17 protein-coding genes are annotated in these 23,161 nt (G+C 59.4%); 15 read left to right on the top strand and 2 right to left on the bottom strand.

Features of this window, described 5'->3' with window-relative positions:
* Positions 1 to 47 precede the first annotated feature (47 nt).
* Genes ACFFT4_RS02255 through ACFFT4_RS02230 form a run of 6 tightly spaced genes read left to right on the top strand, consistent with a single transcriptional unit; the run spans position 48 to position 4,733 of the window.
* Entirely contained in the window at positions 48 to 965 is a 918-nt protein-coding gene (locus ACFFT4_RS02255; protein ID WP_378044717.1) for an ABC transporter permease, read from the top strand.
* Positions 966 to 979: 14 nt separating this feature from the next.
* Positions 980 to 1,879 carry a carbohydrate ABC transporter permease gene (locus tag ACFFT4_RS02250; RefSeq protein WP_378044716.1) on the top strand — a complete coding sequence of 300 codons (900 nt, stop codon included), beginning with the start codon at positions 980 to 982 and terminating at the stop codon, positions 1,877 to 1,879.
* A 19-nt stretch (positions 1,880 to 1,898) separates the two neighbouring features.
* Positions 1,899 to 2,801: an NAD-dependent epimerase/dehydratase family protein gene (locus ACFFT4_RS02245; protein ID WP_378044714.1), complete on the top strand. Its 903-nt coding sequence runs from the start codon at positions 1,899 to 1,901 to the stop codon at positions 2,799 to 2,801.
* Between the two features lie 60 nt (positions 2,802 to 2,861).
* On the top strand, positions 2,862 to 3,314 hold the full coding sequence (locus ACFFT4_RS02240) for a VOC family protein (RefSeq protein WP_378044712.1): 453 nt from the start codon (positions 2,862 to 2,864) through the stop codon (positions 3,312 to 3,314).
* Positions 3,315 to 3,348: 34 nt separating this feature from the next.
* Positions 3,349 to 4,233: a TolB family protein gene (locus ACFFT4_RS02235; RefSeq protein ID WP_378044710.1), complete on the top strand. Its 885-nt coding sequence runs from the start codon at positions 3,349 to 3,351 to the stop codon at positions 4,231 to 4,233.
* 56 nt (positions 4,234 to 4,289) lie between these two features.
* A complete protein-coding gene (locus ACFFT4_RS02230) occupies positions 4,290 to 4,733 on the top strand; it encodes a VOC family protein (RefSeq protein WP_378044709.1) in 444 nt (147 codons plus the stop codon).
* Positions 4,734 to 4,950: 217 nt separating this feature from the next.
* On the opposite strand, the gene ACFFT4_RS02225 is transcribed toward ACFFT4_RS02230, so the two are convergent.
* Positions 4,951 to 6,726: a sensor histidine kinase gene (locus tag ACFFT4_RS02225; RefSeq protein ID WP_378044707.1), complete on the bottom strand. Its 1,776-nt coding sequence runs from the start codon at positions 6,724 to 6,726 to the stop codon at positions 4,951 to 4,953.
* Complete coding sequence (locus tag ACFFT4_RS02220; protein ID WP_378044705.1) at positions 6,723 to 8,300, bottom strand: response regulator; 1,578 nt, start codon at positions 8,298 to 8,300, stop codon at positions 6,723 to 6,725. The genes ACFFT4_RS02225 and ACFFT4_RS02220 overlap by 4 nt, the downstream gene beginning before the upstream one ends.
* A 215-nt stretch (positions 8,301 to 8,515) precedes the next feature.
* Between ACFFT4_RS02220 and ACFFT4_RS02215 the strand changes: the two genes are divergently transcribed.
* The 9 genes from ACFFT4_RS02215 (at position 8,516) to ACFFT4_RS02175 (ending at position 23,039) form a co-directional block, all read left to right on the top strand.
* Positions 8,516 to 9,403, top strand: coding sequence for an ABC transporter permease (locus tag ACFFT4_RS02215; protein ID WP_378044703.1), 888 nt, complete (start codon positions 8,516 to 8,518; stop codon positions 9,401 to 9,403).
* Between the two features lie 15 nt (positions 9,404 to 9,418).
* Positions 9,419 to 10,300 carry a carbohydrate ABC transporter permease gene (locus ACFFT4_RS02210; protein ID WP_378044702.1) on the top strand — a complete coding sequence of 294 codons (882 nt, stop codon included), beginning with the start codon at positions 9,419 to 9,421 and terminating at the stop codon, positions 10,298 to 10,300.
* Between the two features lie 61 nt (positions 10,301 to 10,361).
* Positions 10,362 to 11,906, top strand: coding sequence for an extracellular solute-binding protein (locus ACFFT4_RS02205; RefSeq protein WP_378044700.1), 1,545 nt, complete (start codon positions 10,362 to 10,364; stop codon positions 11,904 to 11,906).
* Positions 11,907 to 11,974: 68 nt separating this feature from the next.
* The gene (locus ACFFT4_RS02200; RefSeq protein ID WP_378044699.1) at positions 11,975 to 13,063 is read left to right on the top strand and encodes a Gfo/Idh/MocA family protein; all 1,089 of its coding nucleotides are present in this window, start codon (positions 11,975 to 11,977) and stop codon (positions 13,061 to 13,063) included.
* Positions 13,060 to 14,409, top strand: coding sequence for an FAD-dependent oxidoreductase (locus ACFFT4_RS02195; RefSeq protein WP_378044697.1), 1,350 nt, complete (start codon positions 13,060 to 13,062; stop codon positions 14,407 to 14,409). Before ACFFT4_RS02200 ends, ACFFT4_RS02195 begins: the two co-directional genes overlap by 4 nt.
* 6 nt (positions 14,410 to 14,415) lie before the next feature.
* Positions 14,416 to 15,846: an FAD-dependent oxidoreductase gene (locus ACFFT4_RS02190; protein WP_378044696.1), complete on the top strand. Its 1,431-nt coding sequence runs from the start codon at positions 14,416 to 14,418 to the stop codon at positions 15,844 to 15,846.
* On the top strand, positions 15,843 to 17,192 hold the full coding sequence (locus ACFFT4_RS02185) for a hypothetical protein (RefSeq protein ID WP_378044695.1): 1,350 nt from the start codon (positions 15,843 to 15,845) through the stop codon (positions 17,190 to 17,192). Before ACFFT4_RS02190 ends, ACFFT4_RS02185 begins: the two co-directional genes overlap by 4 nt.
* A complete protein-coding gene (locus tag ACFFT4_RS02180; RefSeq protein WP_378044693.1) occupies positions 17,189 to 18,673 on the top strand; it encodes an FAD-dependent oxidoreductase in 1,485 nt (494 codons plus the stop codon). The genes ACFFT4_RS02185 and ACFFT4_RS02180 overlap by 4 nt, the downstream gene beginning before the upstream one ends.
* A 46-nt stretch (positions 18,674 to 18,719) precedes the next feature.
* A complete protein-coding gene (locus tag ACFFT4_RS02175; RefSeq protein ID WP_378044691.1) occupies positions 18,720 to 23,039 on the top strand; it encodes a golvesin C-terminal-like domain-containing protein in 4,320 nt (1,439 codons plus the stop codon).
* Positions 23,040 to 23,161 lie beyond the last annotated feature (122 nt).

Here is a 23,161-nt window from a genome sequence, read left to right as displayed (position 1 = left end):
CGCCGCAGCCGTATCGCACTCTGTTAGTTAAAGGCGGTGAACTCCGGATGTTAGCGAAGCTGAAGCTAGAAGATCGGCTGATCAGAGAGCTGCCCCTGTACCTGATGCTGATTCCGGCGGTCGTTCTGGTGGCCATCTACAGTTACGGCTCTATGGCCGGCGTTATCATTGCGTTCCAGAAGTTTATCCCGGCCAAAGGCCTGTTCGGTCCGCAGCAGTGGGTGGGCTTTCGAAATTTCGATACGTTGTTCTCGATGCCCAATATTTGGCCGGTCATCCGCAATACGGTCGTTATCGCAATGAGCAAAATGATTGCGGGGGTTATCGTTCCGGTGGTGTTCGCGCTGCTGCTGAACGAGGTCAGAAGCCTGTTCGCCAAGCGGATGTTTCAGACCCTGGTCTATCTTCCGCACTTTCTGTCGTGGGTTATTTTGTCCGGTATTCTGATCAATCTGCTGTCGCCGAGCGAAGGCATCGTCAACGTTTTTCTCTCGAAGCTGGGGATAGAGCCGATTTTCTTCTTGGGGAATGCGGATGTCTTCCCGGCCACGATGGTCATCAGCGACGTATGGAAAGCCTTCGGGTTCGGATCGGTCATTTACCTGGCGGCGCTGACCGGCATTTCGCCGGATCTTTACGAAGCCGCGGTCATCGACGGGGCGAATCGTTGGCGGCAGACCTGGCACATTACTTTGCCGGGAATCACATCGATTGTCGTGCTGATGACTGTATTGGGATTCGCTAACATTCTCAACGGCGGTTTCGACCAAATCTACAATATGTACAGCCCGGTCGTCTATTCCACCGGAGATATTCTGGATACGTTCGTGTTCCGTCTAGGTATCGAGCAAGCACAATATTCGCTATCCACGGCCGCAGGGCTGTTCAAATCCGGCGTTTCCCTTGTATTCATCGTAACTTCGTATTACCTGGCCGACAGATTCACCGGTTATAAAGTTTTCTAGCGGGGGGCGGGTCCATGAGAATAAAGACTTCCATTCCGCGCAGGATTTTCCTTGCGGTCAACGTCGCGTTTCTAATCTTAGTCTCCTTACTGTGCATCGCGCCGTTCATTAACCTGCTGGCGGTTTCTTTTTCCGATAAAACGGCGGTCGCGGCGGGAGAAGTCACCTTTTTCCCGATCGGCTTTACGACAGTGTCGTACGAATTCATCACCAATACGTCCAAGTTTTTCGTCTCTCTGGTGGTCTCGCTTAAACGGGTTGCGCTCGGCGTGCCGCTCAACCTGCTGCTGATCATCCTGACGGCGTACCCGCTTTCCAAGTCGAAAAGGGATTTCAGAGCCCGGAGCCTCTTCTCGTGGTTTTTCGTCGTGACCATTCTGTTTAATGCCGGTCTGATTCCGACGTACATGGTGGTGAAGACCACCGGGCTGATCAACTCCATCTGGTCGCTGGTTCTGCCGGGCGCGCTGCCCGTCTTCAGCATGCTGGTCGTCATGAACTACATGCGGAGCCTGCCGAAGGAGCTGCTCGAGGCGGCGTATATCGACGGAGCGGGTCATCTGCAATCGCTGCTTCGGGTCGTGCTGCCCGTCTCCGCGCCTACGATCGCGACGGTTACGCTGTTCTCGTTCGTCGATCATTGGAACGGCTGGTTCGACGGGATGATCTACATGAACAAGATCGAGAACTATCCGCTGCAGACGTACTTGCAGACCGTAGTCGTCAATCCGGAGGAATTCATTCGCAACAACACCGATCTCAGCGGAAATCTGTCCAAATATTTGTCGATGGTCAGCGCCCGCACGACGGGGGCCGCGCAAATGTTCCTGGCCATGATCCCGATTCTATGCATCTATCCTTACCTGCAAAAATACTTCACGACCGGTCTTGTGATGGGCAGCGTCAAGGAGTAGACGGAGGAGCGATTAAGTCATGAAAATATTCATCACCGGCGGCACGGGATTCATCGGGTCGTACGTCGTCAAGGAGATGCTGGATCACGGCCACGAGGTTACGCTTCTTGCCCGGAATACGAACAAGGTTTCGGGATTCGTGGGCCACGATCGGATTCGCCTGATCAAGGGGGATATGGAAGATACCCGTGCGATCACCGAAGGGCTTAAAGGACAGGACGCCTGCATCCACGTCGCGCTGTCCTGGCTGGACGGAACGGCGGAGGACAATCTCGTTCGCGAGACGCTTCCTTCCGTTCGCCTGTTCCAGGCGGCGGCCGAAGCGGGCGTCAAGAAGCTTATCTATACGTCTTCGATCGCCAGCTTCGGCACCGCGCCGAACAACGACGAGGGCTTCATCAAGCCTTTGAACTACTACGGAGCGACCAAAGCGGCAACGGAAGCCTATCTGATGGCGATTGCCAAGGAATACGGCATCCAGGCGAACGCCGTGAGGCCGGGTTACACGTTCGGCAATCCCTGCGTGGAGGGAGGCCCCCTGTATCCCGATCTTAAGGTTGTGAACATGGTCAAAAACGCGCTTGCCAACAAGCCGATGTCCTTCGTCAAAAACGACGGCACGCAGTTCATCTGGGCGGGCGATCTCGTGAAGGTCTACTCCGGCCTGCTCCATTCCGATACGCTGAACCGCGGCTATTACACGTCCGTAAGCACCGAGTTCCGTACGTGGGCCCAAATTGCGCAGATGGCCGTCGATCTCGCGGGCTCGTCAAGCCTCATTACATTGGAGGACCGCGGGCGTCCCGATCCGGGAGAGAGACCGATCGACGTCTCGCAGATCAAGAAAACCTTCGGATTCGAGTTCAAGGCGGACGATTATATGAAGGACCATCTGCGTTACTTGATCCGCTTGGAATCATAAACACAATCGGAACGCCAAGACATCGCCGCAGAAGCGGGACAGAAAGGGCAGGGAAATCTAATGAACACTCCTATCGGCTTTGATGGATTTATTCAGATCGCCATCGTCGTATCGGATATTGAAAAGGCGGCGAAGACTTGGGCGAAGTTGTTTAACGTTCCCGTCCCCGAGATACGCTATAATCCTCCCGTGGAGAACCCGGATTTGACGTATCGCGGCGGTCGTGCCTACTATGGACTCAAGCTCGCGAACATCCGGGCGGGACAATTCGTGATCGAGCTTCACGAGCCGGACGAACACGAGAGCACGTTCCGGGAATTTCTCGACAAGCACGGCAACGGCGTCCATCATCTTGGCTTCCAGGTCGGCGAGAAACGCGACGCGATTATCGGCGAGCTGGAGGAGATGGGGTACGCCATGCGCACGGTCGGCTATTATCCCGGCAGCAGTTGGACGATCGTCGACATCGAGGACGATTTGGGCGTTAATCTGAATATCAAACCGCGGGCATAGTCCCGGACGGTCACGATCCGAGGGAGAGCAGAAGATGAAACAAGCAGCGGAACCGCGCAAGCCGGAAGGAAGAAACGTCATCAGCATCTTGGAGACGGTCGACGTCTCTACGGGAGAACGCCGGGTGTTGGCCGAGTTCGATACCGTGATCGAGGCGCCCAACTGGACCCTCGACGGCAAGCGCCTTATCTATAACAGCGCAGGCTGCCTCTATTCGTTCGACCTTGCTACGCGGGCGAGCTCCGTCATTGAATCCGGCTTTGCCAACCATTGCAACAACGATCACGTACTGTCGCCCGACAACTCGCATGTCGCGGTGAGCCACCATACCTTGGAGGACGGCCAATCCCGCGTGTACATCTTCCCGTTGGAGGGCGGCCATCCCACGCTGATCACGCCGCTGGCGCCCAGCTATTTGCACGGCTGGTCGCCGGATGGCGGGGTGCTGGCTTATTGCGGAGCGCGGAAAGGCGAATACGATATTTATACGATTCCGGTGAACGGCGGCGTTGAAACGCAATTGACGAATTCTCCCGGACTGAACGACGGCCCCGAGTATTCGCCGGACGGCAAGCACATCTGGTTCAATTCGGTGCGCACGGGACTGATGCAGGTGTGGAGAATGAACGCGGACGGCAGCGAACAGACGCAGATGACGTTCGACGAGAGCAACAACTGGTTCCCGCACGTCTCTCCGGACGGCAAGACGATAGCCTACATCACGTACCGCAAGGGCGATGTCGCGCCCGGCGACCACCCGGCGAACAAGCATGTCGAGATCCGGCTCATGCCGAGCGAAGGCGGAGAATTCCGCACGCTGGTCAGCTTATTCGGCGGACAAGGTACCTTAAACGTCAACTCGTGGTCCCCGGACAGCCGGCAATTGGCGTTCGTCAGCTACAGGCTGAAAGACGCGTAATCGGCCGAGGTTCGCAATCGAAATACCCCTACCTGACAGTCAAGGAGAGAATAAAAATGGCGGATACGATATTAGGCACCTCTTTTATTTGCCAGATCGCGATGATCGTGCGGGACGTGGAGAAGGCGAGCGGCCGATTCGCCCAACTGATGGGCGTTCCCGTTCCGAAGATCGTCCTGGCCAACGAGGACGGCAGCGATACGGTTACCTATCAGGGACAACCGACGAAGGGGAGGGTCAAGCTCGCCTTCTTCCAGATGGAGAACCTGGTCATCGAATTTATCGAGCCGACGGAGGACCCTACCACGTGGAAGGATTTTCTCGACACGAAGGGGCCGGGCGTTCACCATATCGCTTTTAAGGCGAAGGACAAAATGATGGAAACGGCGGCCAAGCTGGAGGAGTTCGGCTACCCGCTCATTCAGAATGGCGACAAATACGCTTACGTGGAAAGCACGGGCGATCTGGGCGTCATTCTGGAACTGCTGGACATCGACTAACGGAATTATCGCGGGATGAGCGCCGCGCGCCTCCTTGCGATGCTGCTTGCTTCTGAAATCCGAACAGACAAACCCCCGACAGGGGGGATTTCAGGAGCATACGCAGCAATTTTACTCTGTGAACGACTGCGGAAGCGACCGGACCGGTCGCTTGCCCGAGACCGGACGAGGCCGCTTCCTAACCGGAACGGCGGCGCTTCCGGCCTTTTGTCGTTCGTCACGCTTGAAATCGGACGGCGGGGAAACGAATGTCGACCGTCGTTCCTTGTCCGGGCACGCTGGAGTAAGACAGTCCCCAGCTTTCGCCGCAATTGATTTTCAGCCTGCGGTCGACGTTGGCAATGCCGAAGCCGTGACCGGTTTTCCGCGGACCTTCCGTCAAAATCCGCTCCACCTTGTCCGCGCTCATGCCCACTCCGTCATCCGAGACGGACAATTCGATATAGCTCGGATAGAGGCGTCCGACGATGCCGATCGTTCCGGTCTGCTCGTCCTTCTCCATAATTCCGTGCAGGATGGCGTTCTCGACGATCGGCTGCAGCACGAGCTTCAGGATCGAATAATCCCGCAGCCGTTCGTCGATGTCCACCCGCAGCTTGATCCGATCCTCGAATCTCAGGTTCTGAATGTTCACGTAAGCTTCGATATGCGAGACTTCGTCCGCGATGGAGACGATGTCCCTTCCGTTGCTAAGGCTGAGTTTGTAAAATTTGGCCAATAGATTCACGAGAACATTGATGTCCTCCGCCCTGTATTTCAGCGCCTTGCACGTAATGAGTTCCAACGTGTTGTACAGAAAATGCGGATTGATCTGGGCCTGCAGCGCCCGCAGCTCCGCGTTCTTCGATTCGATGCCGATGCGGAACCGGTCTTCGACCAAATCTTCGATTTTGATCAGCATCTTGTTGAACTTGTCTTCCATCTCCCCGATTTCGTCCTTCCCGCTCACCGCGACTTTCGCCGACAGATCCCCCTGCTCGGCTTTCCTCATCGTTCGCATCAGCCGGCGAATCCGCTGGACGAGCGAAGAGGAGATCAGCAGCGCGAACAAGTAGGCGGCGACGCCGATCGCCAGCATGGACAGGAACGTAAAGTTGCGCAAATTCCGGCTCGGACTGAGCAGGCTGGACAGCGGTACGACGGTGACGAGCTTCCAGCCCGAGTAGGGCACGGACACGAACGTCGCGAGCGCGGACCTGCCGCCCAGCTCCGTCCGGCTCCAGATTCCTTCGTCGGCGGGAAGCGGCGCGGCGGAGAGGAAACCGTCCGACCTGGCGATCAGCTCGCCATTTCCGTCCGCAATATAGAAGTACCCCTTTTCGGCAAGAGGAGATTCGTTCAAAATCCGCACGATGTCCCGCACGAGAATGTCGACGCTGACGAGTCCGATCGTTTCGCCGAAGGCATTGCGCTTGTTGACGATCCGCACGCCGGAGACGATCTCCTGTTCGTCGCCGATCCCCCCGTATTTGAACGTATAGGGAGCCGTCCAATAAATTTGGCCGTCTTTGGCCAGCGCCTTGTCGTACAGCTCGGTGTCCTGAATCGTCTTCCAGTTGAACAAATTGACGTTCTCGTTGGAGTAGATCGTTTCGTGCGCCGAGTAGAGCCGGATCCGGTATACGCCCTGATCGACCTGAATGCCCGTCAAATAGTCGCTCAGCTTGAGGAAATCGTCGATTTGGGCGTTGTTGTCGTAGCGGTCCGGTTCCCGTTCCAGCGCGCTTTGCACCGTATTGTTCGAAGAGACGATGTTGGACGACTTGATCGCGCTTTGAATCGCATAGCCGAGCGTGGAGCCCGTCTGCTTCAAGGCCAGCGAGGAAATATCCATCATTTTCTCCTCGATCACGTCGGAGCTGCGGATATACGTCAGCAGGGCGAGAACGCCCAGCGGAAACACGATCAGCACCAGATAGGACAGCAGCAGCTTGTGCTTGATGTTCAGATCCTTGAAGAAGGAGCTGCGCATCCGCAGCGGCAAATTCGTCATCGCGCGAACATCCTCCTGTATTCCGAAGGGTACAAGCCCGTCGACCGCTTGAACACGGTTGCGAAATAGTTGGCGTTCCGGTAACCGACCGACCCCGCCACCTCGCTCATTTTCAGCCGATCGTCCTTCAGCAGCTCCTTCGCCTTTTCCATCCGATACGCCTCGATAAACTCGCTGAGCGCCTGCCCGGTTTCCTTCTTGAACAGGGTGGACAAGTATGTCGAGCCCATTTCCAGCCGGTCGGCGATAGCAACGACCGACAGATCTTCGCCATAATGCTCTCGGATATATTCGATGGCCGCCCGAATTTTCCGGCTAATGCCTTTTTGACCGGTCTGCCGGAACAGCGTCTGCAGCAGCTCCTTGATAAAGGCGGCCGCATCGCGTAAAGTGCCGCGGTTCAGCCGCTCCGCCCAGAGCAGCTCCTGCTTCTTCCATTCGCCGCTTATCGGCAGGGCGGATTCCTCGGCCAGCGCGGACAGATGGAGCATGACGGACAGCAGGGCGGCTTTGACGGAAGAGATGCGGAATTTCCCCGGCCGCTCCGCCAGCTGGGCGATCCATCCGTCGATTTCCCGGATCGCGGCCGCCAGATTCTCCTCCTGATAGCAGCGTTTGAGATTCTGCCGAATATCCTCGATCCCGGCGAACTCCTCCGCGGTACGTTCCGTTTCCTCCGCGTTAATGCTGCCGAACCCCCGAATGAAACCCAGCTGCAGCGCGCCGCGGGCCAGCTCGAAGGACTTGCGGATATTTTCCGCGCCGCGCACCGATTTGCCGATACCCGCGGTGACCATCCCGTTGCCTCCAGCGTCGGCGCACCCGAACGTTTGCTGCACGCCTTCGATCGCCGCTTTGATTCGCGCGGTCTGCTCCGCCGCGCCTCCGCAAATATGAACGATCAGACGGCTGCCGTCCAGCATGCCGGAGACGCAGGGAAGGGAAGCGTTTTCAAATTCGCGATTTACGATATCCGTGATTCGATCCGCCTGCACGACGTCCGCCCCACCTTCGCCCTCGAAGATCGGCCGGCCGCCGAATTCGAGCAGAACGCAGCGGAAAACATCGTTCAAGGAGACGGAAAAGCCGATGCTCTCGAATCTTTTTTTGATCGCCGGCAGGTCCGCCCGGTCCGACGCCATCGTCAGCGCGAGCTCCTGTTTGACGCGAACGGCGGCCAGCTCGAGCTTGCCGCGCTCTTCCTCGCACAGCGCCGCGGTCTTCGTCAATACGTCGTGCAGCTCGCCGAGATCGATCGGCTTTTCGATATAATCGATCGCCTGCATTTGTATGGCCGATTTCAAATAGTGTTTGTCGGTGTAGCCGCTAAGGAAAATGATTTTGCAATTCGGATCGAGCTTGCGAATTTCCGCGGCGCACTCGATGCCGTTCATCCGCGGCATGCGGACGTCCATCAGGACGATATCCGGTCTCAGGACGCCGAACAGCCGGAGTCCTTCCGCGCCGTCTTTCGCCTCGCCGGCCGCCTCGATGCGCAGCGAGCTCCAGTCCACGTATTCCATCAGCTTCTCCCGCGTCGCCCTTTCGTCGTCCACGATCATCGCTTTGAGCATTGCGCACTCACCTCGGGTCAGAAATACTTTTGCCGTAGATTACGTATTCAACGCCGATCGTGAAAATCTTGCCGGACTTTGTTAAATCGAATGAGATTAGCTTTTTTCGAACGAATGTTGAATTGTTCGACCCGCGAATCCGTGGAATAATCGAGTAAGCGCATTCAAGGCGATAGCCGCCGGCGCTTAAGCAGAATCGGGGAAGGCGGATAACGATGAGAATCAAAAATTTGGATATGTACCTGCTGCTGCTGCCGGGCTTCTTGTTCCTCGTCCTGTTCAAGTACGTGCCGATGTACGGCATCGTGATCGCGTTTCAGGACTACAACGTGTTCGACGGCATTTTGGCCAGCAAGTGGGTCGGGTTTCAGCAATTCGACAAGCTGATCCATTATCCGGAGTTTTACAAGGTTTTTCGCAACACGTTGATTATAAGCGTTTACAAAATGGTGCTCCTGTTCCCGTTCCCGATTTTGATCGCCCTGATCCTGAACGAAATCCGGAAAATGCTGTTCAAAAGAACGATCCAGACCGTCATCTACCTGCCGCACTTTCTGTCGTGGGTCATCGTCGGCGGGCTGTTCACCAACATTCTCTCGCCTTCGACGGGGATCGTCAACCGCATCATCCAGGCGCTGGGCGGCGATCCGATCTCGTTCCTGACGGACAACGACTGGTTTCGCAGCGTGCTCGTGTTTTCCCAAGGCTGGAAGGAAGCCGGGTGGTCGGCCGTCATCTACATCGCCGCGATCGCGGGCATCAATCAGGACCTGTACGAAGCGGCGGGAATCGACGGGGCGGGACGGTTCAGGCAGATCGTGCACATTACGCTGCCCGGTATCGCGCCGACGATCGTGCTCATGCTGATTTTGCGGCTGGGGGGTCTGCTGGAAGCGGGGACGGAACAAATCTTGGTCATGTACAACGCGGTTGTGTACGACACCGCCGACGTCATCGGCACTTACGTGTACAGAATCGGTCTCGGTCAGATGGATTATTCGTTCAGCACGGCCGTCGGTCTGTTCAACTCGGTCATCGGTTTCGTCCTGATCGTCTCCGGCAACTCCTTGAGCCGAAGATGGATCGGGCGGAGCATTTGGTAAAGGAGGCGGCTTAATTTGATCAGAAAACAGAGCGCGGGCGACTGGCTGCTCGACGTGGTTGCGTATGCGAGCATGACGCTGATGGGGATCGTGACGCTGCTTCCGTTCATGAACGTGCTGTCCAAAGCCTTCAGCGCGGAGTGGGCCGTCGTGACGGGCAAAGTTTCGTTCCTGCCGATCGATTTCCAGCTCGATACGATGAAATTCGTCGTGACGGGCCAACCGTTTCTCAACGCCTTCGCCATCTCGATCTACATTACGCTGGCGGGAACCGTCATATCGCTTGCCGTCACCGCGATCACGGCCTATCCGCTGTCGAAGAAAGAGATCAAGGGCATGAAATGGATGATGATCGTGTTCGTATTCACGATGCTGTTCAGCGGCGGATTGATCCCGAGCTACATGCTGATCAAGCATCTGAATTTGATCAATAACGTCTGGGCCGTCATTTTGCCGGGAGTCGTCAATGTCTTTAACCTGCTCATCGTCAAAAGCTATTACGAGACTTTGCCGGAGAGCCTGGAAGAATCGGCGAGAATCGACGGCGCGAGCAATCTCGGAATCGTATTCCGCATCATTATCCCGCTCTCGCTGCCTGTGCTGGCGACGATCTGCCTGTTCATCGCCGTCGGCTACTGGAACGAATACTTCAATCCGATGCTGTATTTGACGCAGGCCGACTTGAAGCCGCTCCAGGTTTACATGCGGGACCTGGTCATGGATGCGCAGGGCTCCTCGGATATGCTGTACAGAAATTCCGACGACCTGCTGAACGTGACGCCGGAAGGCGTGAGGTCGGCGACCATCATCGCGTCCACTGTGCCGATCGTGCTGATCTATCCGTTCCTGCAGAAATATTTTATCAAAGGCGTATTGATCGGTTCGGTCAAAGGCTGACGACATCAATCCTGCGAAGGATTTATGTGATAAACACCAAAATCGGGGAGGTTGTCTGAAAATGAAAGAAACCAAGAAGCGGATGTCCTGGCTGCTGGCGGCCGGCATGGCAGTCGTGCTGATGGCAGGCTGCGGCGGCGGCAAAGAAAACTCCGGGGGCGCGCCGTCGTCCTCGAACGCATCGTCTTCGAGCTCGCCGTCCTCGAGCGCGCCGGCCGAGAAGCCGCCGCTCAAAGCGCTGCTCCATTACGCGACGACGGACTTCAACGGCTCGACTCCGGCCGTGCTGCTGGAGAAGGGCACCGGCTACAAAGTGCAGTACGATATGCTTCCGCAAGACAAGCCGGAGGACAAACTGAACATCATCATGGGGTCGGGAGAATCCTACGACATCATTTCGATGGGCAGCGTCTACAAGCAGCTGTACTTCGATTACGCCAAACGGGGCGCTCTTGTGGACTTGACGCCTCTGATCGAGCAGTACGGCCCCAACATTAAAGCGGCGGTATCCCAGAAAAATCTGGATGCGGTGAAGGTCGACGGGAAAATCTACAGCATTCCTTCCGAGGCGATCACCAACACGTCGTGGAGTATCGCGATCCGGGTCGACTGGCTGGAGAAGCTGGGCTTGCCGATGCCGACGACGCTGGACGAACTGGTCGACGTTCTGAAAGCGTTTAAGGAACAGGACCCGGGCGGCAACGGCGACAAAAATATCCCGCTCACCGCCATGGGCGGCGTGCCTTTGGAAAATATACGGGGCGCCTTCGGGCTCGCGCAGTCCTGGAGCGATGTCGACGGCCGACTGGTGAATATGGCGGAAAATCCGGCACTGAAGGACTATATGGCTTTCGTGAACGAGCTGTACAAGGGCGGATTGCTCGACAAGGAGTTCGTCACGACCAAGGAAGCGACGATGCTCGAGAAGTTTGCCAGCGGCAGAGCCGGCGCCATGATCGCGGCCTGGCATATGTTCCCGACGATCTCCACCGCCATCGTCAAGTCCGATCCGAACGCCAAGGTGGCCTTCGCGGGCGCGCTGACGGGCAAGGACGGGACAGCGGGCCTGGCGCTGAGCGAAGGCTTCGAATTGTTCACCGTCGTGCCGAAATCCGCGAAGCATCCCGAGGAAGCGATTAAATGGATCAACGCCAAGCTGGAGCCGAAGGTGTTCCTGGAATCGTATCTCGGCGAGGAAGGCGTTCATTACTCGGTCCAGGACGGCAATTACTATCCGATCCTGCCGCAGTTCACCGACGAGATGGGCAACGCCAACAACATGAGAACCGGCGTCATCGAGGACAAAGCGCCAACTTACTGGCAGGCGAGAGTCCGTAAGGACGAGCTGCTCTTCCAGGGCTGGGAGACGATCAACACAATTCCGGAGGAACATAAAATCCACGACCTGCTCGCGTATTCCCCGTTCCTGCCGGAGTTGGCCAAAAACAACGCGCAGTTGAACACGCTGCTTAACGACTACATTACCAAGACGGTCGTCAACGGCGACGCGGAAGCGACTTACGACGAGTTCGTGAACAACTGGAAGGCGGCCGGCGGAGAAGCCGTAACCCAGGAAGTGAACGACTGGTACGCGACGACGAAATAACGGAGAGACGGAACGGCGAGGCGGTGCCGCCGTTCCGTCTTTATCCCGGGGGCAAAGGAGTTCAGGTTATGAAGAAGCTTAAGTTGGGTTTGGTCGGATTGGGAGAGGTCGCCCAGATCGTTCATCTTCCGGCGCTCGCTCAGCTTGACGAGCTGTTCGAAATATCGGCGTTATGCGACGCGTCCCCCCGCCTGCTGCAGGCGATCGGCGAGCGGCACCCGGAGGCGGAACGTTACGGGGACGCCCGGGAGCTGGCCCGCGACGCCGGGCTGGACGCCGTACTGATTCTGAACAGCAGCGAGTACCACGCCGAAGGGGCGATCGCGGCGATCGAGTCCGGCAAGCACGTGCTGATCGAGAAGCCGATGTGCATGACGGTCCGGGAGGCGGACGAGATCATCGCGGCCAAAAACCGCGCCGGCGTAAAGGTCATGGTCGGCTACATGCGCAGATATGCCGCGGCTTTCGAGCAGGCGGCGGAGCTTGTTCGCGGGATGGAAGACGTCACTTACGCGCGGGTGCGCGATATCATCGGGCCGAACGCTTATTTCATCAACCAGTCGGCCAAGGCGCTGAGATTCGAGCTGCCCGAGTCCGTTCGCGAGGACCGGCGTCTTCGCGGCGAGCGGCTGGTCCGGGAGGCGATCGGCGAAGGGGCGCCGCCGGACCTCGTTGCCGTCTATCATCTGCTGCTCGGCCTCGGCTCGCACGATCTGTCGGCAATGAGAGAATTGATCGGATTGCCGCAGCGGATCGTCTCCGCGGATTGTTGGCTGGGCGGGACATTTTTGTCCGTGCTGTTCGACCACGGCCGCTTCCGGACGCTGTTCGAAATGGGGCTGGACGGCCAGGGGCGGTTCGACGCCCTGCTCGAGGTCATGAACGAGACGCAGACGGTCAAGGTGACCTACGACACGCCATATATTCGCCATCTGCCGGCTCAGGCGACGATTATGCGCACCGCGGGCGAGTCGTTCCGCACCGAGATCGTCCGGCCGACCTACGAGGACCCGTATACGCGCGAGCTTCGTTATTTTCACGAGTCGATCGTACAGGACCGGGAGCCGAAAACGTCGGCGGAGGACGCCCGGGAAGATCTGGTTCTGTTCCGGCAAATCATCGATACGCTGCGACATAAAGGAGAACGCCCGACATGACGACTTCATTTTCCTACCAAACCGAGCTCCCGCTGTACGCCGAAGCCGACGTCGTCGTCGCCGGCGGAGGGCCGGCCGGCATCGGCGCCGCGCTGGCGGCGGCGCGCAACGGCGCCTCCGTGCTGCTGATCGAGCAGCGCGGATTTCTCGGCGGCATGGCGACGGTCTCGCTCGTCCCTTCCTACACGCCGTATTCCGACCGGGAGAAACCGGTCATCCGCGGCATCGGCTACGAAATCCTGCAGGCGTTGAAGGAGGCCATGCAGCAGGGCTTGAAGGAGAAATTCCGCGACGTCATCGACTGGGTGCCGATCGAACCGGAGAACCTGAAGCTCATTCTCGACGCCAAAATGCAGGAGGCCGGCGTGCGCCTTCTCTATCATACGTTTATCAGCGACGTGATCCGCGGCGAAGGAGGGCGCATCGACGCGCTTGTCATTCATAACAAAAGCGGCAGCCGGGCGGTCAAGGCAAAATGGTTCGTCGACGCGACGAGCGACGCCGACCTCGTCTGGCGGGCCGGAGGAGCTTTCCAGAAGGGCGACGACGGCGGGGAGCTGCAGCCGGCGACGATGTGCTTCGTGCTCAGCCGCCTGAACCGGTCGCGTTTCGAGGCTTTCGCGAGCGAGCACGGCCCGCTGCACACCCATATCGAACGGGCCAAGGAAAGCGGAGAGCTGAAGGTGCTGCACAACTGGGCGGCATTCTCCTTCTACAACGAGTCGGACTGCGGCTTCAACTTCGGCCATGTGACCGGCATCGACGGCTCCAACGCGGACGACTTGACCCGCGGGGCGGTCGAAGGCCGCAAGCTCGTGCACCATATTGCCGATTGGCTGCGCCGGCGCATTCCCGGATTCGAGCAGGCGGTCGTCGCGCAGACCGGGGAGCAGATCGGCATCCGGGAGACGCGCCGGATCGTCGGCGATTACACGGTGACGTTCGACGACTTCACGTCGTGCCGTTCGTTCCCCGACGACATCGCGCGCAACGCCTACTATATCGACGTGCACCTGTCGAAGCCTCTGCTGGACGGCAAAACGTACATCGACAAAATTTTTCTTCCGCCGGGCAAGTCGCACGGCATCCCTTACCGCGCGCTGCTGCCGGTCGGCTTCGCCAATTTGTTCGTCGCCGGCCGGAGCATCTCCGCCGACCGGACGACGCAGGGCTCGATGCGGGTCATGCCGACGTGCTTCGCGTTCGGGGAGGCGGCCGGGACGGCCGGCGCATTGCTGACGCAAGCGAACGGGACCGATACGCGGGACGTCGACATCGACGCGCTTCAGCGTCAGCTCGTCAAGCAGGGAGCCTGGATCGGCGAGGATCACTTACAGGAAGGATGAGGCGCTGTGCGGGAAACCGAAGGGGTTAAGGTCCGTCTGCCGGCGCAGGAGCTGCCGGTTCCCTGGCGGCCGGACGTCGCCGTTATCGGCGGAGGGGCGGCCGGCATCGCCGCCGCGATCGCCGCGGCGCGCAACGGGGCGGATACGCTGCTGATCGAGCAGCGCGGCTATATGGGCGGCATGGGGACGGCGGCGCTCGTGCCGGCTTTCTGCCCGTTCACGGACGGCGAGAAGCCGGTCGTTCGCGGCATCGGTCTGGATTTGATGGAGAAGATGAAGCGGCAGTCCGGGGAAGCGTACCTTGAAATGTACAAGGATCAGCTGGACTGGGTGCCGATTCATGTCGAGACGCTTAAGCGGGTCTACGACGAAGAAGTGACAGCGAGCGGGGCGAAGCCGCTGTTCCATACATTCGTTCAGCAAGTGCTGACGGAAGGGGATCGCATTCAGGGGATCGTCGTCGCGAACAAGACCGGCCGTTCGGTCGTGCAGGCGAAGCTTTACGTCGACGCGACTGGCGACGCCGACATTTCCGCGCTGGCCGGGGTGCCCTTCCATATCGGCGGCGAGGAGGGGGAGCTGCAGCCGGCCACGATGTGCTTCGTCGTTGCGGACGCCGACAAGACCCGATTCGAGCGTTACGTGGCCGAGACGGGCCAGACGATCGCGGTGGAGAAGGCGGTGCAGGAAGCGCAGGAGAACGGGGACTTACCTGAAGGAAGGAAACGGATCTCCAGCATCACCTGGCTGTCGGATTCGACCATCGGGTTTAATTTCGGCCATGTGTTCGGCGTAGACGGGACGAAAGCGGAGCATCTGACCCGGGCGGCGATCGAGGGACGCCGGCTCGTCGACACGCAGATGCGGTTTCTGCGCCGTTACGTGCCGGGATTCGAGCGGGCGCATCTCGTCCATACGGGCGACCAGATCGGCATTCGGGAGACGAGGCGCATCGTCGGCGACTACATGCTGACGGTTCAGGACTATCTCGACATGAGAACGTTCCCGGACGACATCGCCCGGAACGCTTACTTCATCGATATCCATTTGGCAAACCAGCAGAGCAAGATGATGGTCAAGCACCTGCCGCGCGGCAAATCCCATGGCGTGCCTTACCGCTGCTTGCTGCCGCAAGGCGTGTCCAATCTGATCGCGGCGGGACGATCCGTCTCGTCCGACCGGATCGTGCAGGGCTCGCTGCGGGTGATGCCGAACTGCTTCGCCATGGGGCAGGCGGCGGGAACGGCAGCGGCCATGGCGGCTGCGGCCGGCATCGGCTTCCGTGACGTCGGCATCGCCGATTTGCAGCGCGCGCTGCTCGGCCAGGGAGCCTGGCTCGGAGACGGGAACGACGAGCCGCCGCGGGAAGCCGCCGTGCAGGCCGGCGGCCCGATCGAGTTCGAAGACGAGGATTACGGACCGGAGGACAAGAGATGAAACCGGAAAAACTGATCTACACGTTCACCAGCATCGCCACGCATTACGACGTCTCCTGGGGACGCGGAACGCCGACGATCGGCGTCGACCTGACGGCCGAAATCGCCCATCGCCACGGCATCCCGGTCACCTGGATCGTCAATCCGGGCTCGATTCCGGCGCTCGGAGACCGGATTCGCGGCTGGCACGAGCAGTACGGCGACGATGTCGTCCTGCTCTGCCCGCTGTTCGGCAAGGACATTATGCATTCCAAGGACGAGCTGCGGCGGACGCTGCAGGATCACTGGCGGCAGCTCGCCGAAGCGTTCCCGTGGGCGACGACGAAGGTGGCCGCGCGGGGCGGCATCTATAACGAGATGATCGAGGTTCTGGAGGAGCTCGGCTTCGAGGGCATGTGGGGCTACTGCTACGATCAGGTATGGTGGGACGGCATCACGCACAAGGGAGTGCCGTGGGGGTCCTGGTATATCGACAGCAGTCGGTACAAGGTGCCTCATTCCGGCGAAGGGAAGCTCGTGGCGATCGAGTGGACGGCGCGGGACCTGCATCAATCGTTCCATTCGGGCAGTCCGTGCATTTTTTCCACCGATCCGAACGACGTGCTGCGGGCCGGGCTGTGCACGGGAGACGACATCGAGTATTGGAAAAGGCTGTTCGACGATTATTTGCTGAATACGGCGAATAACGAGACGGTATTTTTCCAGCAGCAGCAGGAGTCGCACGAGATGGAGCGAACGGACGCCTTCGCCGTCTGGTCGGCGGAGGACATCGAGGAAAGCGCGCGCATGATGGATCGGTTTTTCGCTTACGTTACCGGCTATCCGGTGACGATCACGACGCTGCCGAACGCGGTGAGGCTGTACAAGGAGCGGAACGTCACGACGGCTCCGAGCTATATGCTGACCCGGGACGCGGAGGTTCGCCCGGCCGTCAACGCGTACACGATGACGCTTGGCGGTGTCGGCCTCGGCCCGTTCCCGGAAACCTTCTTCTATTATGACGCCCAATGCCAGATGGCGTTCGTTCGCGGCGAGTGCAAGCCCCGCTTGCTGCGCAATTACGTCGGCCAATGGAATATGTACGAGACGTTCGAGGAGGAGATTCCGCCGATGTTCGTGACCCGTTACGAGAAGTCGGATTCGCGGATCGAGCTCATGTTCGAATTCGATTACTGGAAGCCGATCCCGTTCGGGCTGACGTACTGGGACGATCTGGCCGGCTATGAGGTCGCGTCGTCCGAAGGCCTCACCGAAGCGAAAAAAATTCAGGACAAGCTCGTCTTCCTCCGGCTCAACTTGACCGGAGAGAGGAAAAAAGTCGTTCTGACGATGGAGAGACGGACATGAGCTATGATTTGGTCATCTACGGCGGCACGCCGGCGGGAATCGCCGCGGCCGTGCAGGCCGTCAGGCTGGGAATGAAGCCGGTTATTGTCGAGCCTTCGAACCGGCTCGGCGGGTTGAGCAGCGGCGGGCTCGGCGATACGGATTTCGGCGACAAGTCGGCAATCGGCGGACTCGCGCTTGAATTCTATCGGCGTTTGGGAGAGAAGTACGGAAGCCGGGAAGCCGTCTGGACGTTCGAGCCGAAGACCGCTCTGGCCGTGTTCCGCGACTGGGTAAGCGAGTACGGCATCGAGGTCCGCTTCGGCGAGAAGCTGGACCTTGCGAACGGAGTCGCGCTCCAGGGCAACCGCATCGCGTCGATCCGGCTGGCGTCGGGCGCGACGATTCATGGGAAAATGTTCGTCGATGCCGGGTACGAAGGCGATCTGATGAAAGCGGCGGGCGTATCGTATTCGACGGGGCGGGAAGCGAACCGGACGTATGGGGAGCGGTTCAACGGCATTCAGACGCGCCGGGCGGTATTGAACCAGCTTCCGCGAGGCATCGACCCGTATCTGCGCCGGGGGGACCCCGCCAGTGGCCTGCTGCCGGGCGTAAATCCCGGCGCCGGAGGGCAGGACGGGGAAGCGGACGGCAAAATCCAGGCCTACTGCTATCGCATGTGCCTGACGGACGATCCCCGCAACCGGGTGAAAGTCGAGCGGCCGGCCGGCTACGACGAGTCGGAGTACGAGCTGCTGTTCCGCGCCATCGAGCGGGGGCAGACGGAGTTTTTCAAGCTGCATGCGGTGCCGAACCGGAAGACCGACTCCAACAACATTTACGGGTTTTCCACCGACTGGATCGGTCGCAACTACGATTATCCGGAAGCGGATTATGCGGGACGGGAAAAAATCGCGGAGGCGCATCGGATTTATCAGACGGGCCTGGTGTGGACGGTGCAGAACCATCCCCGGGTGCCAAAGGACATTCGCGCGTTTTACGAGCCGTGGGGGCTGCCGCTCGACGAGTTCGCGGATACCGGCCATTGGACGCCGCAGCTCTACGTCCGGGAAGCGCGCCGCATGCTCGGATGCGAGGTGATGAACGAAAATCACGTTTTCCGCAAGGCGCCGGTTCCCGATTCGATCGGTCTCGGCTCGTATACGATGGATTCCCACAATACGCAGCGTCATGTGAGTCAGGACGGCGACGTTCTTAACGAAGGCGACGTGCAAATTCCGCTCGATTCGCCCTATCCGATCAGCTATCGCGCCATCGTGCCCAAGGAGGAGGAATGCGCGAACCTGCTCGTGCCGGTCTGCCTTTCCGCTTCGCACATCGCTTACGGCTCTATCCGCATGGAGCCTGTATTCCTGGTGTTGGGCCAGTCCGCGGCGACTGCGGCGGCATTGGCGCTGGACGCGGACGTATCGCTGCAGAAAGTGGCGGTTGAGAAGCTGCGCCTGAAGCTGCTGGAGGATGGACAGGTTCTGGATTAACTCGGGCCGGCTTTGAGATACAAAATCGAAGAGGAGGCTTACCGTAATGACAGATCCGAGAAAGCGCAATTTGGCGAGAAGACTTGCCGTAATGACAGATTCGAAAAAGCGCAATCTTGCAAGGAGATTTGCCCGGAAATGGACGGCCGCGAGCGCGGCTGTCCTGTTGGCGTTCCACTTGGCGGCCGTATCGCCCGTCTCCGCCGACAGCCCGGGCTTCGTGGAGAACATTGTCGTGAGTCAGGCAGGCTATAGCGCGGGGGATTACAAAGTCGCTTTTGTAACCGCTTCCGGGCCGCTGACCGACACTTCGTACGAAGTTTGGGACGGCGCTTCCGCGGTCGCTGCGGGAACGATGAAGGATGAAGGCGCAACGTGGAACAAGCGGGTGTACTCCATCGATTTTTCCGCCGTGACGCAGATCGGAACGGGTTATACGATACGCAGCAATGGGACTTCTTCGTACACGTTTCCGATTCAGGCGAACGTGTGGGACAGCTACAAGGACGAGATGACGGCGTTTTACCGGATTCAGCGGGCCAACGTCGCCACATCCGACGCCTATCCGGCCGGGTACAGCAGCGTCGCTCCCTCGCCGAAGGTTTTCCACCCGGCCGGACATCTCGACGATGCCAAATCGGCGGACGGGACGGTCCAATACGATCTGACGGGCGGCTGGTACGACGCGGGAGATTACGGCAAGTTCGCGGGCAACCAGTGGGTGACCGGGGAAATCGCGCTGGCGTATCTTCGTCATGCGGACGCGTCCGGCGTCCGGTTCGACAACGACAGCAACGGCGTGCCGGACTTGATCGACGAGGCGAGGTTCGGCAGCGAATATTTGCTGAAATTCGCCGACCAGCTCGGCGGAGCGATGTACGACCTGAGCAATAACGCCGGGTTCGTGCACCCGGAGAAGTCGACGGACAACGTGCCGGGAACGTCGGACGACCGGCAGCTTCGCAACCTCGGCGTCGGGGGCTCGGCGAAAGCGGCGGGCGCGCTGGCGGCGACGGCAAGGGCGATCGGGCATGCGCTTGCCAACGGGCACATCGATGCCGGTCTTGTCGCGGAGTTCGAGCAGTTCGCCGACGACAGCGCGGCGGCAGCGGAAGTATTTTACGACTACGCGGCGGCCAATCCGGACGGGCCGATGGGCTCGTATCCGACGCGCAATGGCGGACTTGCCAATTCGATGCTGTGGGCGGAGACGGAACTGTTTTTGCTGACAAGCGACGCCGACTACGGCAGTACCGCCGCCACGCGAATCAACGGACTGGCGTTCGGCGATCTCTCGACGACCGATTATTGGGATTTGCGGCCGATTTCGCTGGCGGAATTTTATCCGGTCGCGGATTCCGCAACGCAGGCGCATATCCACGACTTGCTGAAGCAGCAGGCGGAATATTTTATGTCGATCGCCGACGATACGCCTTACGGGGTGTACAACGATTATAACGATTTCGGCGTTAACGAGCCGCACGCTTCGTATGTGGGCGACGTGATCCGCTATTACGAGCTGTTCGGGGACCCTGCCGCGCTTCGCGCCGCGCTGAAAGGCCTGTACTGGATATTCGGGGCCAATCCGTGGAATATCAGCTGGGTGTCGGGCATCGGGGCCGATCACGTGGATTTCCTGCATACCCGGCTCGACGAAGAGGTTTACGACCGCAATAATACCGGCATTATCGTGCCGGGGGCGATGGTCAGCGGACCGAACTTCCGGGACACGAAGGACAAGAGAAGCGTAAGCCCCTGGTACGAAGATCGCCCGCTCTGGGCGGACGATATCGACCAGTGGCGGTATAACGAGTACAGCATCAGCATCCAGGCCGGACTGTTCTATACGATCATGGGCTTGATCGGCTTGGACGGAAGCTCGTCCGCGGGAGGCGCCGAGCCGGATCGGATCGTCATTACGTCTCCGAAAATCGGCGATTTTGTGACGGGGGACGTGACGATATTCGCCGAGCCGGATGACGGCGTGAGCGCGATTGAATACGCGGGAGCCGCTTACGCTCCAATGACGGTTGCCGGGGCCGTCTATACCGGGGTCGTCGCTACCGACACGAATGCGTCCTACGCCACGCGCAGAGTGACGGTCAGAGGCATCGACGCTGCGGACAAAATCACTTACAGCAACACGCATTTCGCCGTGGCGCCTCCGCTGCCGGATCCGTCCCATCCGCTGCTGTACGACGACTTCGGCAAGCTGGGAACCTGGGGAAGCCGCGGCGGCAACGAGGGCTGGGTCAACTGGTATAACCAGGACGGAGGCACGGGAGCTTACGTCATGACAACGGTTGACGGAAGGAGCGCGGGCAAATTCGCGCAGACCGCTTCGTCGTCCCGATCCCAGGCCAAATTCGAGCCGTGGAAGGATACGATCGATTTGTCCGGTTATCATTCCTTAAACGTGACGATGAAAAATCCGGGTTATCCGAACGCGCGCATTAAAGTGTCGGCGAACGGCACGAGCTTGTCCGGCGGGGCGATAGCGGTAGCGGACGAGTGGACGACGTACAGCTTCGATCTGGACCAGCTGTTCCCGCTGGACAACGTTCATCTTGAGCTATGGCTCAGCCAGACGGCCGGAGGTTACGGAGAAATCTTGATCGACGACATCACCGCCTCGAACGAGGAGAACGGAACCGCCCCCGTCCTGCTGGCGGATAGCTTAAACGCGGCGATGGGCAGCGAGGAGACCGAATTCGTCTTTGCCGTCTCTTATTCCGATGCGGACAATGACAGGCCGCACGTCGTGCAAGTCGTCATCGACGGCGTTATTCGCGACATGACGGCGGCGGAGCCCGAAGACAAGACGTATTCGGACGGCAAACGGTACGAGTATGCGACAACGCTGGTGCCGGGCGTTCATTCGTACTATTACCGGGCGACGGATACGACGACCGATGCGGTTCGCACCGCGGTTCAATCCGGCCCGACGGTCGTTCGCGGCTTCGTCGATACGGTACCGCCCGGCGCGCCGACCGGCTTGACTGCATTCGTCGTATCGTCCGGCCGGATCGATCTCGAATGGACGCCGCCGGCGGACAACGTGGGCGTGACGGGCTACTTGATTTATCGCGACGGAGTCGAAGTCGGCCAATCGGCGGGCGTTTCTTACCAGGACGCGAATCTGGCTCCGGATACAACCTATTTGTACAAGGTGAAGGCGTTCGACGCGGCGAGCAATCTGTCGGCCGAGAGCGCCGGGATCGCGGCGACGACGAAGGAGCTCGACGTGGAGGCGCCAAGCGCTCCGGAGGATTTGACGGCGACCTCGCTGTCGAGCAGCCGAATTCGGCTCGACTGGTCGGCATCGACGGATAACGAAGGCGTCGCCGGATACCGGGTTCTCCGCAACGGCATCGAAATCGCCACGACGACGGATACCTCCTATCTCGATACTTGGCTGGGGGCGGCGACCTCCTACAGCTACAAGGTCAGAGCGTTCGACGCCGACGGCAACGAGTCCGAGTGGAGCGATACCGTCGTCGGCACGACGGCCGCGGTGCCGGTCGAAGTCATCGTCGACAATACCGATACGGGCAGCGTCTCGATTGTCGGCGATTGGGCGGCCATCAGCTCCAGCACGGACCGTTACGGTGCGGATTACCTCGTCGACAACAATAACGGCAAAGGGACGAAAACCGTCTCCTACGCGCCGAACCTGGCGCCGGGCACATACAACGTGTACATGATGTATCCGGCGAACGGCAACCGGGCGTCGAACGTGCCGGTCGATATCGTTCATGCCGGCGGTACGGATACCGTCACCGTCAACCAGCGGACCGGCGGCGGAGGCAAGTGGAATCTGCTCGGCACGTACAGCTTCGCCGGCGGTTCCGCGGACAGCGTCGTCATTCGCACGGACGGAACGAACGGCTACGTCATCGCCGACGCCGTGAAGTTCGAGCCGGTGTTCGACGCCGTCATCGTCGACAATCGCGATATCGACAACGTCTCTATCGTCGGCGCCTGGACGTCGAGCAATGCCGGAACGGGCAAATACGGCCCGGACTTCCTGCAGGACGGCAACGCGGACAAAGGCGCGAAGAGCGTGACGTTTACGCCGGAGCTTGCCGAGTTCGGGAGCGGAACCTATCGCGTATACGCGATGTGGTCGTCGCACGACAATCGGGCGAGCAACGTCCCGGTGGATATCGTTCACGCGGACGGAACCGCAACGGTGACGTTGAACCAGAAAACCGGGGGCGGGGTATGGCTGCTGCTTGGCACGTACCGCTTCGAAACCGGAGCTCCGGGCAGCGTAACCGTGCGCACGGACGGAACGAACGGCTACGTCGTCGCGGACGCGGTGAAATTCGAGCCGGACCCGTACGCGCCGGGGCCCCAACCGTAATCTTCGTCGGCAACGATGCAAGGCTGTCCCGTAAGCCAACTATATAAATGATCCGTTTATTACCACGGGGATATATCTCCTTCCGCTGCAATGCACCCCAGAAAGTGACGAGAAGCTTCGCA

The organism is Cohnella cellulosilytica, assembly GCF_042431195.1.
In the GTDB taxonomy this organism is placed as follows: domain Bacteria; phylum Bacillota; class Bacilli; order Paenibacillales; family Paenibacillaceae; genus Cohnella; species Cohnella cellulosilytica.
Note: the sequence above shows the minus strand (reverse complement) of the source record. Positions and strands in the feature narration are given on the sequence as shown.